Consider the following 16595-nt stretch of genomic DNA (forward strand, 5'->3'; position numbering starts at 1 on the left):
CACGGCCCGCGCACTCGTCGTCGTCCATCAATGCTCAGTCTGCCGCGCCACCGCCCGCGTCCGCATCCCCCTCTTCGGCCGCCAGTGCCTCGATGGCCGCCTCGACCTCCCCGGCGCGCCGCCGGGCCACGGTGACCGCCCGCTCGGCGGCCCGCCGGGCGAGCTTGGCCCGGCTGAGATCCTGCTCGGCGACCGCGCGCCGCCGCTCCAGCTCGGCCAGCTCCGCCTCAAGCCCATCGAGTACGGCCGCACCGTCGCGCTCCTGCCCGGTCGCCTTGGTCAGTTCCGCCTCGGCCCGCTCCTGGTCGGCCTGGGCCTTCGCCAACTCGCGGTCCAGGGCGCGGCGCTGCCGGGCCCGCTCGGCTCGGGCCGCCCGCTGCGCGGCCCGCTCGGCCGCCCGATCCGTACGGGGTGCCGCCTCGGGTCGCCCTCGCTGGGCGCCGGGTCGGCGGGCCGGGCGTTCCTCGTCGGGCTCCTCGCCGTCTCCGGTGACCAGCCGCAGTTGTGGCCGGGGCACCTCACCGAAGCCGGCGTAGCTGGCCGCCCGCAGCAGCCGACCCGCCCGCACCTGCTCGGCGACCTCGACGTCGGAGAACGCCGCGTTCAACGTCGCCTCCACCTCGGCCAGGGGTAGCCGGTTCGCCGGTGGCGCGTCCGGCTCGGCCGCGGCGAGCTTGCGCACCTCGGCGACCAGGGAGCCGACCACCGCCCGGCGCTGCGCGGACAGCTCCCGCAGTTTGGGCCCGCGCAGCTCCCGTTGGGCGGACCGTAGGGCGTCGGCGAGTTGCACCAGATCGGCGACCAGCTCCGGACGTCGGATGGCGAGCAGGTTCACCAACCAGGCGGCCACCGTCGGGCGACGCAGCCGGGCCAGTTCCCGGGCGGTGGCCGGGTCACCGGCCTGGCGGGCCTGCGCCACGGCGGCCTCCCGGGCGGCCACGAACCGGTCCGGTGGGGTGCGGTAGAGCTGCTGCACCAGCTCCGCGGAGAGGCCGGGCATCGGTCAGACGTCCACCCGACTGCCGGGTTCCAGTCGCTGGTACTCGGTGCCGGACATCGCCGTGTACTGCCGGTTCAGCACACCCAGCCCGTTGTCGTTGAGCAGCGCGTCGTGCAGGGCGTACGCGCGCCGCGGCGCGACCGCGCGGATGAAGTCGAGCACCTCGGAGAACTTCGACCAGGGGGCGTGGATCGGCGCGAAGAGCGTGTCGACGGGTGTCTCGTCGGGCACCACCAGGGAGTCGCCCGGGTGGTAGACCACGTCGTTGATCAGGTAACCGAGGTTGTCGATCACCGGGATCTCGGGGTGGATCACGGCGTGCCGCCCCCCGTACGCGCGCACGGCGACCCCGGCGGCGGTGAACGACTCACCGACGTCGACCGGGCGCAGCGCGTCGGCCGCGTCCCCAAGGGCCTCGGCGAGCGAGGCGGGGCCGTGGATCGGGAACGGCCGTCGGTCGAGCTGGAGCCGCACCGCTGCCAGGTCGAGGTGGTCGGGGTGCGCGTGGGTGATCAGCACCGCGTCCGCACCGTCCAGCGCCGCCGTGGTGTCGCTGAACACCCCGGGGTCGACGACGAGGATTCCCCCATCGTGTTCCACCCGAAGGCAGGAGTGGGCGTACTTGGTGAGTCGCATCGTGACTCCTCGATTATCGAATCGTGACGTCCTCAGCGCAGTCTGCCGGAACCAGCCGGAGTGTGCGTCGCGTCCGAGCTATCGCCACACCGGTTGACGACGATGGGAGCGGGGATGGACGGACAGGTGGGACGACGCCGCGGTGCGCTGCTGGCGGCGACAGCACTGGCGGCCGCGCTGGCGCTGACAGGATGCGGTGCCGGCGACAGTGGGGCACACGACACCGCCGGCTCGGCGGTCGAGGCGCCGCCGGCCAAGGGCGGTGAGGTGCCCCGGGACGCCGCCGCGGGCGCACCGGAGGCGGCCGGTGCCGGCGCACCGGACCTGCGGGTGGACCAGCGGGCGATCATCTACACCGGAACGATGCGGGTGCAGGTGGACGATGTGGACTCGGCCGCCCGCGAGGCCACCGCCGTGGCCACTCGGGCCGGTGGTTTCGTCGGTGGGGACCAGCGGCGCAGCGCCGACGCCGACGCGGTGGCGGAGCTGGTGCTGCGAGTGCCGGCGGCGAAGTTCACCGGCGTGGTGGAGGAGATCGCGAAGCTCGGTCGGCAGCAGAACCGGGAGATCAACACACAGGACGTCACCGAGGAGACCGTCGACCTGGACGCCCGGATCACCAGTCAGCGGGCACGGGTGGACAGCGCCCGCCGGTTGCTGGCCCGGGCCACCTCGATCACCGACCTGGTGTCGTTGGAGAACGAGCTGGGTCGCCGGGAGGCGGACCTGGCCTCGTTGGAGGCCAAGAAGCGACGCCTGGCCGACCTGACCGCCCTCTCCACGATCACCGTGGCGCTGGCCGGACCGGCGGCGAAGGCCACCGAGGAGAAGGACGAGACCGGCTTCCTGGTGGGGCTCAAGGGCGGCTGGAAGGCGTTCGTCGTCTCGATGACCGTCCTGCTGACGGTGCTGGGCGCGTTGCTGCCGTGGCTGGTGGCGCTCGGCGTACCGCTGGCGGTGTTGTTGGTGGTGCTGCGCCGGCGGCGCAGGTCCCCGGCTCTGGGCGCGCCCGTCAGCGCGCCGCCGCCAGTGCCCGCAGCGCGGTCTGGACCATGACCCGGACGCCGACCGGGATGGCCCGCTCGTCCACGTCGAAGCTCCCCCGGTGCAGGTCGACGTTGGGGCCGGAACGACCCACGCCGAGCCGGGCGAGGGCGCCGGGGACGTACTCCAGATACCAGGAGAAGTCCTCGCCGCCCATGCTCTGCGGTGTCTCGGCGATCCCCTCCGGGCCGAGCGCGGCGGCGGTGGCGGCGGTCAGCACCTGGATGGCACGGGAGTCGTTGCACACCGGCGGACGGCCGCGCAGGTATTCCAGGTCGACAGTGGCGCCGGTCGGCGCGATCACGTCCCGTACCACCTGAGCGACGATCTTGGGAGCCTGCTCCCAGGTGTCGCGGTCCATCACCCGCAGGGTGCCGGACGCGCTCGCCTCGGACGGGATGACGTTGTAGCGGGTGCCGGCCGAGGCGTGGCCGAAGACCAGCAGCAGGCCGCTGTTGGCCGGCACCCGGCGGCTGACCAGGGCGGGCACCTCGGTGATCAGCCGACCGAGCGCGTCGACCAGGTCGACGGTCAGGTGCGGGCGGGCGGTGTGCCCGCCCGGGCCGGAGAGCCGGACTGTCACGTTGTCGGCGGCCGCGGTGATCGGACCGACCCGCAGGCCGACCTGGCCCACCGGCAGGTTCGGGTCGCAGTGCAGCGCGAAGATCTGCACCACGTCGTCCAGGCCGCCGGCCTCGATGACCTCCAGCGAACCGCAGGGCAGGATCTCCTCGGCCGGCTGGAAGATCAGCCGGACCCGGCCGTCCAGCTCCCCGAGGTCGGCGAGCTGGGCGAGCAGCATGCCGACGCCGAGCAGGACCGTGGTGTGCACGTCGTGCCCGCAGGCGTGGCAGACGCCCTCCACGGTCGACCGGTACGGGACGTCCTTGGGGTCGTCGAGCGGCAGGGCGTCGATGTCGGCGCGCAGCGCCACGACCGGGCCGTCCGGCCGGCCGTTGATGTCGCAGATCACGCCGTTGCCCTTGGGCAGCAGGCGCGGGCTCAACCCGGCCAGCGACAACTCCCGGGCGATCAGCGCGGCCGTCTCGAACTCGTTGCCGGAGAGCTCAGGGTGCGAGTGGATGTGACGGCGCGTAGCGATCAGCCCCGGGACCCGGAGCGCGAGAAGGTGATCCAGCTCGCGGGGCAACGGCTGGGATCCGGGTGGCGTCTCCGGCCAGGACGACGCCAGCTGGCCACCCGTGGGCAGCGTCAACGCACTCGTCACGTCGAATTCTCGATCACTAGAGATGGATGGATCATCGGGGACAGCAGACAGCCTAGACCTCCGACGGTGACGCTGCGCAACCTCGTTACGGTAATGATCGGACCGCACAGAGTCACGTATGCCCTGCTGAGGGCGTTCGTCGAGGCGGGGGACAGCAGGTAGATCACGGTCGAACGCCGTCATCGGCCCCTCACCTCCTACAACGCGTAACCAATCGCGGCGGTCACGAATCCCGGAACCAGTCGGAACCCGTTGCCAAATTGTCGCATTAGTCGGGGTGGTGAACTGACACTCCGACAATTAGCCGACCACACTCCGCAACGAGCCGGATAAGGACGCTCACACGCACCCACCCACCGTGGGCGCACAGGGTGTGCGTCCCGGCTCAACCGACCGGATACCCGCTCGGCCCGACTGACACACAGTGCCCTCGGGCCGTAGAGCCGCGACCGAGCGCGCTCAGAAGCGGTCGGAGGGTCGGTACAACCCCCACACCTCGCGCAGCGTCCCGCACACCTCGCCCACCGTCGCCCGGGCCCGCAGCGCCTCCTTCATCGGGTACAGCACGTTCTCCGCACCCTCGGCGGCGGCCCGAAGATCGGCCAGCGCCCGCGCCACCGCGTCGGCGTCCCGCTCGGCGCGCAGCCGGGCCAGCCGGTCGGCCTGGGCCGCCTCGATCGCCGGGTCGACCCGCAGCGGCTCGTACGGCTCCTCCTCGTCCACGGTGAACCGGTTGAGCCCGACCACCACCCGCTCCGCCGAGTCGATCTCCTGGGCGATCCGGTACGCGGACTGCTCGATCTCCCGCTTCTGGAAGCCGGCCTCGATCGCGTCCACCGCCGAACCGTGGTCGGCCACCCGCTCCATCAGCTCGACGGCGGCAGCCTCGATCTCGGCGGTCATCGCCTCCACCACGTACGAGCCGGCGAACGGGTCGACGGTGGCGGTCAGGTCCGTCTCGTAGGCCAGCACCTGCTGGGTACGCAGCGCGAGCCGGGCCGCCTTCTCGGTGGGCAGCGCGATCGCCTCGTCGAAGCTGTTGGTGTGCAGCGACTGGGTGCCGCCGAGCACCGCGGCCAACCCCTGCACCGCCACCCGGACCAGATTCACCTCCGGCTGCTGCGCGGTGAGCTGCACGCCGGCGGTCTGGGTGTGGAACCGCAGCATCATCGACTTCGGATCCTTGGCGCCGAAGTCGTCGCGCATCAGTCGGGCCCAGATCCGCCGGGCGGCGCGGAACTTCGCCACCTCCTCCAGCAGCGTGGTGCGGGCCACGAAGAAGAACGACAGCCGGGGCGCGAAGTCGTCGACGGCGAGCCCCGCGGCCAGCGCCGCCCGCACGTACTCCACGCCGTTGGCCAGGGTGAACGCGATCTCCTGCGCGGGCGTCGCACCGGCCTCCGCCATGTGGTAGCCGGAGATGGAGATGGTGTTCCACTTCGGCACCTCCTTGCGGCAGTACGCGAAGGTGTCGGCCACCAGGCGCAGCGACGGCTTCGGCGGGAAGATGTACGTCCCCCGGGCGATGTACTCCTTGAGGATGTCGTTCTGGATGGTGCCGTTGAGTGCCGTCCCCGGCACCCCGTTCTCCTCGGCGACGAGCTGGTAGAGCAGCAGCAGCACCGAGCCGGGCGCGTTGATGGTCATCGAGGTGGACACCTTGTCCAGTGGGATGTCGGCGAAGAGCAGCCGCATGTCCTCGATGGAGTCGATGGCGACGCCCACCTTGCCGACCTCGCCGTGCGCGATCGGGTCGTCGGAGTCGTAGCCCATCTGGGTCGGTAGGTCGAACGCGACCGAGAGTCCCATGGTGCCGGCCCGCAACAGCTGGTGGTACCGCGCGTTGGACTCGGTGGCGGTGCCGAAGCCGGCGTACTGGCGCATGGTCCACGGGCGGGAGGTGTACATGGTGGGGTAGACGCCCCGGGTGTACGGAAACTCGCCGGGGCTGCCGAGCCGGGAGTCCAGGTCCTCCGGAAGGTCGGCCTCCGTGTAGACGCCGTTGATCGGGAAACCGGACTCACTTGACCGCCGTTGGTTCATCCCCGGATGGTAGGACGCCTGGCCACGTCGCCGGGTGAGGGATACCGCACAGTGCGTCCCGACCGGTCGACACCAGGTGAACGACAGGGCACGTTCTGTTGACTTCGATAAACGTCCGTCGCGTCGGCTTTCGCATCGGGCGTCGGAACCAGCAAGATAGGGGGGTTGTGTCCCAGCCCCCCTCGATTTCCCCCGGTGGCTTTTCTGTGACTCAGATCCCGACGTGGAGCGGCGGACCAGTTAGTCCCGCCAACGGACGAGCGGCGCCCGGCACCACCATTGGTGACCGGTACTCGCTGCGGTCCTCGGTGGGCAACGGCGGCATGGGCACGGTGTGGCGTGCCACAGACACCCTGCTGCGCCGTGACGTGGCGGTGAAGGAGGTCGTCCTGCCCCCGGGGCTGGCCCCCAGCGACCGCGACGCGATGTACGAACGCACCCTGCGCGAGGCCCGCGCCGCCGCCGCCATCCAGCACCCCGCCGTCGTGCAGGTGTACGACGTGGTCACCGAGGCCGGCCGGCCGTGGATCGTGATGGAGCTGCTGGACGCCCGCAGCCTGGCCGACATGGTGATCGAGGACGGGCCGGTCGCGCCCCGCGCCGTCGCGAAGATCGGCATCGCGCTGCTCGGCGCGTTGGAGGTCGCCCACGCGATCGGCGTACTGCACCGCGACGTCAAACCGGCCAACGTGCTGATCTGCGCCGACGGGCGGTGCGTGCTGACCGACTTCGGGGTCGCCCGGATGCCCACGGACGTGCAGCTCACCACCCCCGGCATGGTGCTCGGCTCGCCGCACTTCATCTCGCCCGAGCGGGCCATGGGCCAGGAGTTCGGCCCGCCCAGCGACCTCTTCTCGCTGGGTGTGACGCTCTACACCGCTGTCGAGGGGCGGCCCCCGTTCGACAAGGGCGACCCGATCGAGACCATGCACGCCGTGGTGGAGGACCCACCCGCCCCGCCGCAGCGCAGCGGCCCGCTGACCCGCGTGCTGATGGGTCTGCTGGAGAAGGACCCGGCGCGTCGACTGGACGTGCACACCTCCCGGGCCATGCTGCGCGAGCTGCTCGCCGGCCCGCTGGGCAGCACGGCGACGGCGGTGCACTCGGTCACCGACCCGTACGCCGTGGTGCCGGTGCAGCAGCGCCCCGTGCCCGTCCTCCCGCCGGCCCAGCCGGAGCCCAAGCCGGACAGCCAGATCGGTGGCCCGGCGATGCTGGCCCCGGGTGAGTCCCTGACCGACCGGCTGTCCTCGTTGCGCCGGGGCAAGCGCCAGCAGGCAGCGTCCGCTGCCGGTGCCACGGGTGGGCTCGACGAGACCAGCGCCGACGCGTTGGCCGGCCCGCTGCACACGCCGACCGGCGCGATGCCGGCCGCCGGCCGACCGGCGGCCGGGCGCACCTACGGCGGCAACGCGGACGCCACCCAGCGGGTGGACGCCGGCGGGCACCCCGACGCCACCCAACGGGTCAGCTACGGCAACCCGGCCGACGCCACCCAGCAGGTCGGGTACGGCGGCGCACCGGAGGCCACCCAGCGCGTCGGCGGCACCTACGGCGGCAACCAGTGGTCGGTGCCGGGCACCGGCCAGCCCTGGGCCACCGCGCCCGCCACCTCCGGCGGCAGCGCTCTGGACAAGGTCCGGGCCACCGGGGGTCAGCTGGTCACCACGGTCAAGGGCTGGCCGCGCAAGGTCCAGCTCGCCGCTGCCGGCGGGTTGGTCGTCGTGCTGCTGCTCAGCGTGGTGGCGCTCTCCGGCGGCGACGACGACACGACGTCGCCGAACACCCCGGCGGCACAGCCCACCCCGTCCGCCCCGGCGGCCCCCACCGTCGAGATGCAGGAGCACGCGGCGCGCGGGATCCAGGTCATGGTGCCGAAGGGCTGGAAGAAGGCCACCGGCGGTTCGTACACCGACTACATCGACCCGGAGGACAGCGGCCGCAAGGTCCGCATCATCACCGAGAAGTGGACCAGCAGCTCCGCCCGGTGGGCGGAGACGGCCGAGAACGGCCTCAAGACCAGGAGCACCTCCTGCGTCAAGCCGTACAACCAGGTCTCGTCCTCCACCGAAACCCAGCTGGCCAGCAAGCCCGCCGCCGAATTCGAGTACACCTGCGGCGAGGGTGACGTGATGCGGCACGGCATCTGGCGGGGCGTGGCGCAGGACGGCAAGGCGTACTCGTTCTACCTCACCGCCACCGACGCCAAGTTCGCGGAGAGCAAGCCGATCTTCGACGAGATGGCGCGCACGTTCCAGCTCACCGAAGACGGCTGAGCCGGAGGGAACCGACAGGGATGATCCGTCGCCGTGCTATCAAGGGGCATGGCGGCGGACACCACTGACATCGACGACATTCGTGAGCAAGCCCGGCGCTGGCTGGCCGACGACCCCGACCCGGCCAGCCGGGACGAGCTGACGGCGGTGCTCGACGGGCTGCCCGCGAGCGCGCCGGAGCTGGCCGACCGGTTCGCCGGCCCGCTGACCTTCGGCACGGCGGGCCTGCGCGGCCCGCTGCGCGCCGGCCCGAACGGCATGAACCTCGCCGTGGTCACCCAGGCCGCTGCCGGCCTGGTCACCTGGCTCGCGGCCCAGGGTGGCACCGGCCCGCTGGTGATCGGGTACGACGCCCGGCACGGCTCGCGGCAGTTCGCCGAGCGCACCGCCCAGGTGGCCACCGGCGCTGGCCGCCCGGCGCTGCTGCTGCCCCGCCCGCTGCCCACCCCGGTGCTGGCGTACGCCGTGCGGCACCTCGGCGGGGTCGCCGGCGTGATGGTCACGGCCAGCCACAACCCGCCGCAGGACAACGGCTACAAGGTCTATCTCGGCGCGGAGCTGGGCGGCGAGTTGGGCGCCGGGGCGCAGATCGTGCCGCCCGCCGACGCCGGAATCGAGGCGGCCATCCGGTCGGTCGGGCCGCTGACCCAGGTGCCGTTGGGCGAGCCCGGTCAGGTGCTCGGCGACGACCTGGTCGCCTCGTACGTCGAACGGGCCACCGCGGTGATCGACCCGGACGGGCCACGGGACCTGACGGTGGCGTACACCCCGCTGCACGGGGTGGGCGCGGCGGTGCTGACCGCCGCCTTCGCCCGCGCCGGTTTCCCGACCCCCGGGGTGGTGCCCGACCAGGCCGAGCCGGACCCGGCGTTCCCCACCGTGTCGTTCCCCAACCCGGAGGAACCGGGTGCGGTGGACCGGCTCATCGCCCTGGCCGACTCCACCGGCGCGGACCTCGCCATCGCCAACGACCCGGACGCCGACCGGTGCGCGGTGGTCGTCCGGGACCACCGCGACGGCTGGCGGATGCTGCGCGGCGACGAGGTGGGCGTCCTGCTCGCCGACCACCTGATGCGCCGGGGGGTGACCGGGCTCTACGCCACCACGATCGTGTCGTCGTCGCTGCTGCGGGCGATGTGCGCGGCCCGGGGTCTGCCCTACGACGAGACGCTCACCGGCTTCAAGTGGATCGTGCGGGCCGGCGGTGGCAGCGCGCCGCTGGTCTTCGGCTACGAGGAGGCGCTCGGCTACTGCGTGGCCCCGGAGCACGTCCGGGACAAGGACGGCATCACCGCCGCGCTGACCGTGGCGGAGTTGGCCGCCGGCCTGAAGACGCAGGGCCGGACGTTGACCGACCGGCTCGACGAGCTGGCCGCCGAGTTCGGCGTGCACCACACCGACCAGCTCTCCGCCCGGGTGGACGACCTGCGGATCATCGCCGACGCGATGGCCCGGATCCGGACGACCACCCCGGCCACCCTGCTCGGACAGCCGGTGGACAGCGTTCGGGACCTGCTGCCCGAGTCGGACGTGGTGATCCTGCGCACCGCTGTGGCCCGGGTGGTGATCCGCCCGTCCGGGACCGAGCCGAAGCTCAAGGCGTACCTGGAGGTGGTGGAACCGGTGGCGGACGGTGACGTCGCGACGGCCCGCGACCGGGCGGCGTCGGCCGTCGCCGCGTTGCGCGCCGAGATCGCCGCAGCTCTGGGGCTCTGACCGGCGCGCGGGTCAGCGGCGCGGGCCGAGCGCCTGGTCGACGGCGGTGGCCAGGGCGGCGACGACCAGGCCGACCGACGGGCGGACCACCGAGTCGTCGGTGCTCACCTCGCCGGAGAACCCGGCGCCGGTGGCGATCTCCGTCAGCCGGCGGCGGGCGTCGGCGGCGGCCTCCCCGCTCACCCCGAGCGCGGACTCCATCCGGAGCACCACGACCAGGGTGGCCAGCGCGGCGGTGCGCTCGTCCGGGGCCGCCGCGCCGCCGGTCAGCGCCTCGGCCAGCCGCTGCCGGGTCTCCGCCTCGACCGAGGAGTCCACCACCGGGTAACGGTGCACGTGGATGAAGCCCAGCTCGGTCTCGTCCACGTCCCGGACGACGCCCTGCCGGCACAGGTCGGCGAGGATCCGGTCGCGCAGGCCGTGCCGCAGGCGCTGCACCCAGGACGCCGGGGTGTGCGGGGTGTCGGCGGCGATCCGGCTGAGGACGTCGTCGCTGAACGGCTCGCCCGTCGGCGTCGGGTCGAGCACCGTCAACGACCCGTCGGCGTACGCGATCCGGCCGGCCAGGGCCAGCTCGACCAGCACCGCGGCGGCCATGCCCAGGTCCAGGCTGATCCGCGGCATGGTCGCCTTGCCGGTCGTGTCGTCGTAGGCGAGGAGCAGCAACTCCTCGGCGAGCGCAACACCAGTCATGGCCGGAGACGGTAGCGGGTCCGCGCACCCCGTGCACGGACCCGCCGAACCCGGTTCCCACCGGGTATCACCTCAGAAGCGGGGCATGCCACCGAACTGGCGGTCTCCGGCGTCGCCGAGCCCGGGGACGATGAACATGCTGTCGTTGAGCCCTTCGTCGATCGAGGCCGTGACCAGGCGCAACGGCAGGCCGGAGCGCTCCAGCCGCTCGATGCCGACCGGGGCGGCGAGCACGCAGAGCACTGTGATGTCGGTGCAGCCGCGCTCGGCCAACAGCCGACAGGAGTGCTCCAGCGAACCGCCGGTGGCCAGCATCGGGTCGAGCACCAGGACCGGCAGCCCGGTCAGGTCGCGCGGCAACGACTCCATGTACGCGCGCGGCTCGTAGGTCACCTCGTCGCGGGCCAGGCCCACGAAACCCATCGAGGACTCCGGGAGCAGGCCCAACGCGGCGTCCGCCATACCCAGGCCGGCGCGCAGCACCGGGACCAGCAGCGGCGGGTTGGCCAGCCGGGTGCCCTCGGTGCCGGTGACCGGCGTCTGCACCGGGTACCGCTCGACGGGGAAGGTGCGCGCCGCCTCGTACACCAGCATGGTGGTCAGTTCGTGCAGCGCGGCCCGGAACGTCGAGGAATCGGTGCGCGCGTCCCGCATGGCGGTCAACCTGGACTGGGCCAGCGGGTGGTCAATGACGTGTACGTCCACGATCGCTCAACCTACCGGTCCGTAGCACGCGGCGGTGCCGGTGCGGTCGGACCAGGGACGCCGCTCACGTCGGGACGTCACTCAGCGCTCGTGAGCAAGATCACTCGGCGCTTCGGTGCGTAGACTTCTCGGCATGACGGCGACAACGACGTCGGCCCGGTCGGAGCTCTCCGAGCTGGGACGATCCGAGACCGCTCTGCGGACCTTCCTGCACGGCCTGCCCGGCGTGGACCAGGTCGGCGCGGAGCAGCGGGCGGCACAGCTCGGCACCCGCTCCATCAAGACCACCGCCAAGGCCCAGGCGATCGACCTGGCGATCCGGATGGTCGACCTGACCACCCTGGAGGGGGCGGACACCCCGGGCAAGGTGCGTGCGCTCGCCGCGAAGGCGTTGCGCCCCGACCCGGCCGACCCGTCCTGCCCGCACGTCGGCGCCGTCTGCGTCTACCCGGCGATGGTCCCGTACGTCGCCGAGGTGCTGCGCGGATCAGGTGTGCACCTGGCCAGCGTGGCGACCGCCTTCCCGTCGGGCCAGGCGCCGTTGGAGATCAAGCTGGCCGACACCCGGGCCGCCGTCGCGGCCGGCGCCGACGAGATCGACATGGTGATCAACCGTGGCGCGTTCCTGGCCGGGCGGTACAAGGAGGTCTACGACGAGATCGTGGCCATCAAGGAAGCCTCCGGCGATGCCCACCTCAAGGTGATCCTGGAGACCGGCGAGCTGGCCACCTACGACAACGTGCGGCGGGCCTCCTGGCTGGCCATGCTGGCCGGCGGCGACTTCATCAAGACTTCCACCGGCAAGGTTCCGGTCGCGGCGACGATGCCGGTGACCCTGGTGATGCTGGAAGCGGTCCGCGACTTCCGCGCGGCGACCGGTCGGCAGGTGGGCGTGAAGCCGGCCGGTGGCATCAAGACCACCAAGGACGCGATCAAGTACCTGGTGATGGTCAACGAGACCGTCGGCCCGGACTGGCTCGACCCGGACTGGTTCCGCTTCGGCGCGTCCAGCCTGCTCAACGACCTGCTGATGCAGCGCACCAAGCTGACGACCGGCACCTACTCCGGTCCCGACTACTTCACCCTGGACTGATAGCCGATGTTCGAATACGCCCCCGCCCCCGAGTCCCGCTCGGTGGTGGACCTCAAGCCCTCGTACGGGCTGTTCATCGACGGTACGTTCGTCGACCCGACCGACGGTGGCAGCTTCAAGTCGATCAACCCCGCCTCCGAGGAGGTGCTGGCCGAGATCGCCGAGGCCGGCGCCCAGGACGTGGAGCGCGCGGTACGCGCCGCCCGCAAGGCGTACGACAAGGTCTGGGGCCCGATGCCGGGCCGGGACCGGGCGAAGTACCTGTACCGGATCGCCCGGCTCATCCAGGAGCGCTCCCGCGAGCTGGCCGTCCTGGAATCCCTGGACAACGGCAAGCCGATCCGGGAGAGCCGCGACGTCGACCTGCCGCTGGTCGCCGCGCACTTCTTCTACTACGCCGGCTGGGCCGACAAGCTGGGTCATGCCGGCTTCGGCGCGAACCCGCAGCCGATCGGGGTGGCCGCGCAGGTCATCCCGTGGAACTTCCCGCTGCTCATGCTGGCCTGGAAGATCGCCCCGGCGCTCGCCGCCGGCAACACAGTGGTGCTGAAGCCGGCCGAGACCACCCCGTTGACCGCGCTGCTCTTCGCCGAGATCTGCCAGCAGGCCGACCTGCCGGCCGGAGTGGTCAACATCCTCACCGGCGCCGGCGACACGGGTCGTGCGCTGGTGGAGCACGCCGACGTGGACAAGGTCGCCTTCACCGGCTCCACCGAGGTGGGTCGGGCCATCGCCCGGTCGGTCGCCGGCACCCGCAAGAAGCTCACCCTGGAACTGGGTGGCAAGGCCGCCAACATCGTCTTCGACGACGCCCCGATCGACCAGGCCGTCGAGGGCATCGTCAACGGCATCTTCTTCAACCAGGGGCACGTCTGCTGCGCCGGCTCCCGGCTGCTGGTGCAGGAGAACGTTGCCGACCGGGTGCTGGAGTCGCTGAAGCGGCGGATGGCCCAGCTCCGGGTCGGCGACCCGCTGGACAAGAACACCGACGTCGGCGCTATCAACTCGGCCGCCCAACTGGAGCGGATCCGCGAGCTGTCCGACGCCGGCTCCGCCGAGGGCGCCGAGCGCTGGTCGCCGCCGTGCGAGCTGCCCGACCGGGGCTTCTGGTTCGCGCCGACCATCTTCACCGGCGTCACCCAGGCACACCGGATCGCCCGCGAGGAGATCTTCGGCCCGGTGCTGTCGGTGCTCACCTTCCGCACCCCGGCCGAGGCCGTCGAAAAGGCCAACAACACGCCGTACGGGCTGTCGGCCGGGATCTGGACCGACAAGGGTTCCCGGATCCTGTGGATGGCCGACCGGCTGCGCGCCGGCGTGGTCTGGGCCAACACCTTCAACAAGTTCGACCCCACCTCGCCGTTCGGTGGGTACAAGGAGTCGGGCTACGGTCGCGAGGGCGGCCGGCACGGGCTGGAGGGTTACCTCAATGTCTGAGCGGGTCGCGGTACGCAAGACGTACAAGCTCTTCATCGGCGGGAAGTTCCCGCGCAGCGAGTCGGGACGGTCGTATCTCGTGCAGTCCTCGAATGTGTCACTGGCCTCCCGCAAGGACGCCCGGGACGCGGTGGTCGCCGCCCGCGCCGCCGTGAAGGGCTGGGCCGGCGCGACCGCGTACAACAGGGGCCAGATCCTCTACCGGGCCGCCGAGATGCTGGAGGGCCGCCGCGAGCAGTTCGTCGCCCTGGGCATTCCCGGCGACGAGGTGGACGCGGCAGTGGACCGCTGGGTCTGGTACGCCGGCTGGGCCGACAAGCTCGCCCAGGTGTACGGGGGCGCCAACCCGGTCGCCGGCCCGTACTTCAACATCTCCGCACCCGAGCCGACCGGCGTGGTCGCGGTGGTCGCCCCGGAGCGGCCGGCGCTGCTCGGCCTGGTCAGTGTGATCGCCCCGGCGATCGTCACCGGCAACACGGTGGTGGTCGCGGCGTCGCCGTCCGAGCCCCTGGCGGCGGTGACGCTGGCCGAGGTGCTGGCCACCTCCGACCTGCCCGGCGGCGTGGTCAACATCCTCACCGGCGCGATCACCGAGACCGCGCCGACACTGGCGGCGCACATGGACGTCAACGCGATCGACCTGACCGGGGTCACCGACGCCTCGCTCGCCACCGACCTGGAGGTCAAGGCGGCGGAGAACCTCAAGCGGGTGCTCCGGCCGGCGTCCGGTGCGGCGGAGTGGTTCGCCGACCCGGGCCTGGCCCGGATGACCGCGCTGCTGGAGACGAAGACGGTCTGGCATCCCAAGGGGGTGTGAGCGCCGGGTTGACCTCTTGGTTTTCCGGGGAGCCCTGACGTGGGCCAGGTTCGTCGGGTGGGTCAGCTCAGGGGTTCTGCCTCGGGTTCGGTTGCCGCCCTCCGCCTCCCCTCCTCCCGCCTTGCCCTGCCCCGCCGCCGCCGGCAGCCCAAGATCTGCACAAGAACAGGGATGTTGCTGCCTCCGTCGCCCGGGAGGCAGCAACATCGCTGAAGTTGCGCGGATCTTCGGCCAGCCCGTCGGTCTTGGTTGGTGATCATGGGTTGGCGGGTGTTCGATCTCGCTCGGCCGGTCAACCTCATGATCACCCTCAGGTTGGGGGTGGGCGCGGGCGCGTGGGGGGTCTACTACCGGGGGTAGGATTGATTCGTGACTCGGTTGGGCGATCTTGAGCGTGCGGTGATGGATGTGCTGTGGGACGTGGTCCCGGGCACGTCGGACGGGGTGACCGTGCGCGAGGTGGCCGACGCGCTCGACGGCCGTGAGCTGGCGTACACCACTGTGATGACGGTGCTGGACCGGCTCGCCGGCAAGGGCATGGTGCAGCGGGAGCGGGAGGGACGGGCCTGGCGGTACCGGCCGGCCGCCAGCCGCGAGGCACACATCGCCCAGCTCATGCTCGACGCCCTCGACCTGGGTGGCAGCCGGGACGCCGCGCTGGTGCGGTTCGCCCGCTCGGTGACCGGCACCGAGGCCGAGGTGCTGCGGGCCGCCCTGGGCAGCGAGGCCGGCCTGACCGGGCCGGGTGCCACCGGTGGTGACAAGGGCGGCGCCGACGCGCTGACCGACCGCGTGGGCGGGCCGGCGGGCCGACGCCCCGCCGGCGAGGCAGCGGAGCGGTAGGGCGCACGCCATGGCGTACGCCGTGCACTTCGCCGCCACGATGCTGGCCTGCTATCTGACCGCCCAGGTGCTGTCCCGTTCGACCTGGACGTGGCGCAGCCCTCGGGTGGCGATCGTCTGCTGGCAGGCCGTCGGGCTGGCGCTGGGCCTCTCGGCGATGGGCCTGCCGATGGCGCTCGGGTTGAGCGCGTACGACCGACCGACCGGTTCCGCACTGCTCGCCCTGGCCGACGACCTCGCCCATGGCGCCCTACCGATCGGGATGGGCACCTTCGAGCTGGCCGGCGTCGGGGTGGGCTTCGGCATCGGGGCGGTGCTGGTCACGACGACGGTGCGCAGCATCCACGGCACCGTGCGCGCCCAGCGCCGCCACCGGGACCTGCTCTCCCTTGTCGCCCGCAACGACCCGGCCGCGCCGGGCGCACTGGTGTTGGATCATCCGAGCGCTGCCGCGTACTGCCTGCCGGGGGTGAAGCCGCAGGTGGTGGTCAGCGCCGGCACGCTGAGCCTGTTGGACCGGGCCGAGTTGGCCGCGGTGCTCAGCCACGAGCGGGCGCACGCCAACGAGCGGCACGACCTGGTGCTGCTGCCGTTCACCGCGCTGTGCCGGGCGCTGCCGTGGTTCGGCTGGGTGCGCGACGCGCACGAGCGGGTCGCCCTGCTGGTCGAGATGCGCGCCGACGACAAGGCCCGCGAGCTGCACGCCGAGGCCCCGCTGGCGGGGGCGCTGCGCCAGTTCGCCGCCGCCGGGCACCGGATCACCCCGGCCGGCGCGCTGGGCGTCGGCGACCGGGATCTCGACGTACGGATGCAGCGTCTGCTGGTCAGTGACCGGCCGCCCCGGGTGCTCGGTGCCACCGCCCTCGCGGTCGCCACCATGCTGGTCGCCCTCCCGGTAACCCTCTTCCTGTCCTGAGCTGACCCCGGCGCCCTTCACCCGCCGCGCCCTCAGGCCCCCGCGCGCCGCGCCGGGCCCCCGCGCACCACGCACCGGAGCCGCCCGCGCCGCGCCCGTAGGCCCGCAGCCGCGCGCTGTCCGGTCAAGGTCGCGCTCGATCCAGGAT

General features: G+C 72.3%; 14 protein-coding genes. 8 read left to right on the top strand and 6 right to left on the bottom strand.

The window, feature by feature from the left end; genetic code table 11:
* Positions 1-34 precede the first annotated feature (34 nt).
* Positions 35-1000 (bottom strand): hypothetical protein, encoded by a 966-nt coding sequence (locus KBX26_RS21580; RefSeq protein WP_210866270.1) that lies wholly within the window; start codon positions 998-1000, stop codon positions 35-37.
* Between the two features lie 3 nt (positions 1001-1003).
* A complete protein-coding gene (locus tag KBX26_RS21585) occupies positions 1004-1636 on the bottom strand; it encodes an MBL fold metallo-hydrolase (RefSeq protein WP_210866271.1) in 633 nt (210 codons plus the stop codon).
* Positions 1637-1729: 93 nt separating this feature from the next.
* Here KBX26_RS21585 and KBX26_RS21590 point away from each other — a divergent pair, with 93 nt between their 5' ends.
* Entirely contained in the window at positions 1730-2692 is a 963-nt protein-coding gene (locus KBX26_RS21590) for a DUF4349 domain-containing protein (RefSeq protein WP_210866272.1), read from the top strand.
* Here the strand turns inward: KBX26_RS21590 and KBX26_RS21595 are convergent.
* Both KBX26_RS21595 and KBX26_RS21600 read right to left on the bottom strand, forming a co-directional pair.
* Positions 2649-3908 carry an amidohydrolase gene (locus tag KBX26_RS21595; RefSeq protein ID WP_210866273.1) on the bottom strand — a complete coding sequence of 420 codons (1260 nt, stop codon included), beginning with the start codon at positions 3906-3908 and terminating at the stop codon, positions 2649-2651. The genes KBX26_RS21590 and KBX26_RS21595 overlap by 44 nt on opposite strands.
* A 459-nt stretch (positions 3909-4367) precedes the next feature.
* The gene (locus KBX26_RS21600; protein ID WP_210866274.1) at positions 4368-5951 is read right to left on the bottom strand and encodes a methylmalonyl-CoA mutase; all 1584 of its coding nucleotides are present in this window, start codon (positions 5949-5951) and stop codon (positions 4368-4370) included.
* Between the two features lie 206 nt (positions 5952-6157).
* Here KBX26_RS21600 and KBX26_RS21605 point away from each other — a divergent pair, with 206 nt between their 5' ends.
* Entirely contained in the window at positions 6158-8227 is a 2070-nt protein-coding gene (locus KBX26_RS21605) for a serine/threonine-protein kinase (protein WP_210866275.1), read from the top strand.
* A gap of 48 nt (positions 8228-8275) precedes the next feature.
* Entirely contained in the window at positions 8276-9943 is a 1668-nt protein-coding gene (locus KBX26_RS21610) for a phospho-sugar mutase (RefSeq protein WP_210866276.1), read from the top strand.
* 12 nt (positions 9944-9955) lie between these two features.
* Here the strand turns inward: KBX26_RS21610 and KBX26_RS21615 are convergent, their stop codons facing one another.
* Positions 9956-10636: a GPP34 family phosphoprotein gene (locus KBX26_RS21615; protein WP_210866277.1), complete on the bottom strand. Its 681-nt coding sequence runs from the start codon at positions 10634-10636 to the stop codon at positions 9956-9958.
* 72 nt (positions 10637-10708) lie between these two features.
* Positions 10709-11341 (bottom strand): uracil phosphoribosyltransferase, encoded by a 633-nt coding sequence (gene upp / locus KBX26_RS21620; RefSeq protein ID WP_030328980.1) that lies wholly within the window; start codon positions 11339-11341, stop codon positions 10709-10711.
* 133 nt (positions 11342-11474) lie between these two features.
* Between upp and deoC the strand changes: the two genes are divergently transcribed.
* The 5 genes from deoC to KBX26_RS21645 all read left to right on the top strand — a co-directional run bounded on the left by deoC (position 11475) and on the right by KBX26_RS21645 (position 16447).
* Positions 11475-12434: a deoxyribose-phosphate aldolase gene (gene deoC / locus KBX26_RS21625; RefSeq protein WP_210866278.1), complete on the top strand. Its 960-nt coding sequence runs from the start codon at positions 11475-11477 to the stop codon at positions 12432-12434.
* 6 nt (positions 12435-12440) lie between these two features.
* A complete protein-coding gene (locus KBX26_RS21630) occupies positions 12441-13871 on the top strand; it encodes an aldehyde dehydrogenase family protein (protein ID WP_030328990.1) in 1431 nt (476 codons plus the stop codon).
* Positions 13864-14688, top strand: a complete 825-nt coding sequence (locus KBX26_RS21635) for an aldehyde dehydrogenase family protein (RefSeq protein WP_210860883.1) — start codon at positions 13864-13866, stop codon at positions 14686-14688. Before KBX26_RS21630 ends, KBX26_RS21635 begins: the two co-directional genes overlap by 8 nt.
* A 369-nt stretch (positions 14689-15057) precedes the next feature.
* On the top strand, positions 15058-15531 hold the full coding sequence (locus KBX26_RS21640; RefSeq protein WP_245233531.1) for a BlaI/MecI/CopY family transcriptional regulator: 474 nt from the start codon (positions 15058-15060) through the stop codon (positions 15529-15531).
* A 10-nt stretch (positions 15532-15541) separates the two neighbouring features.
* Positions 15542-16447 carry a M56 family metallopeptidase gene (locus KBX26_RS21645; protein ID WP_030328996.1) on the top strand — a complete coding sequence of 302 codons (906 nt, stop codon included), beginning with the start codon at positions 15542-15544 and terminating at the stop codon, positions 16445-16447.
* The last annotated feature ends 148 nt before the right edge of the window (positions 16448-16595 follow it).

This window comes from Micromonospora sp. C97 (assembly GCF_018070385.1).
Classification (GTDB): Bacteria; Actinomycetota; Actinomycetes; order Mycobacteriales; family Micromonosporaceae; genus Micromonospora; species Micromonospora parva.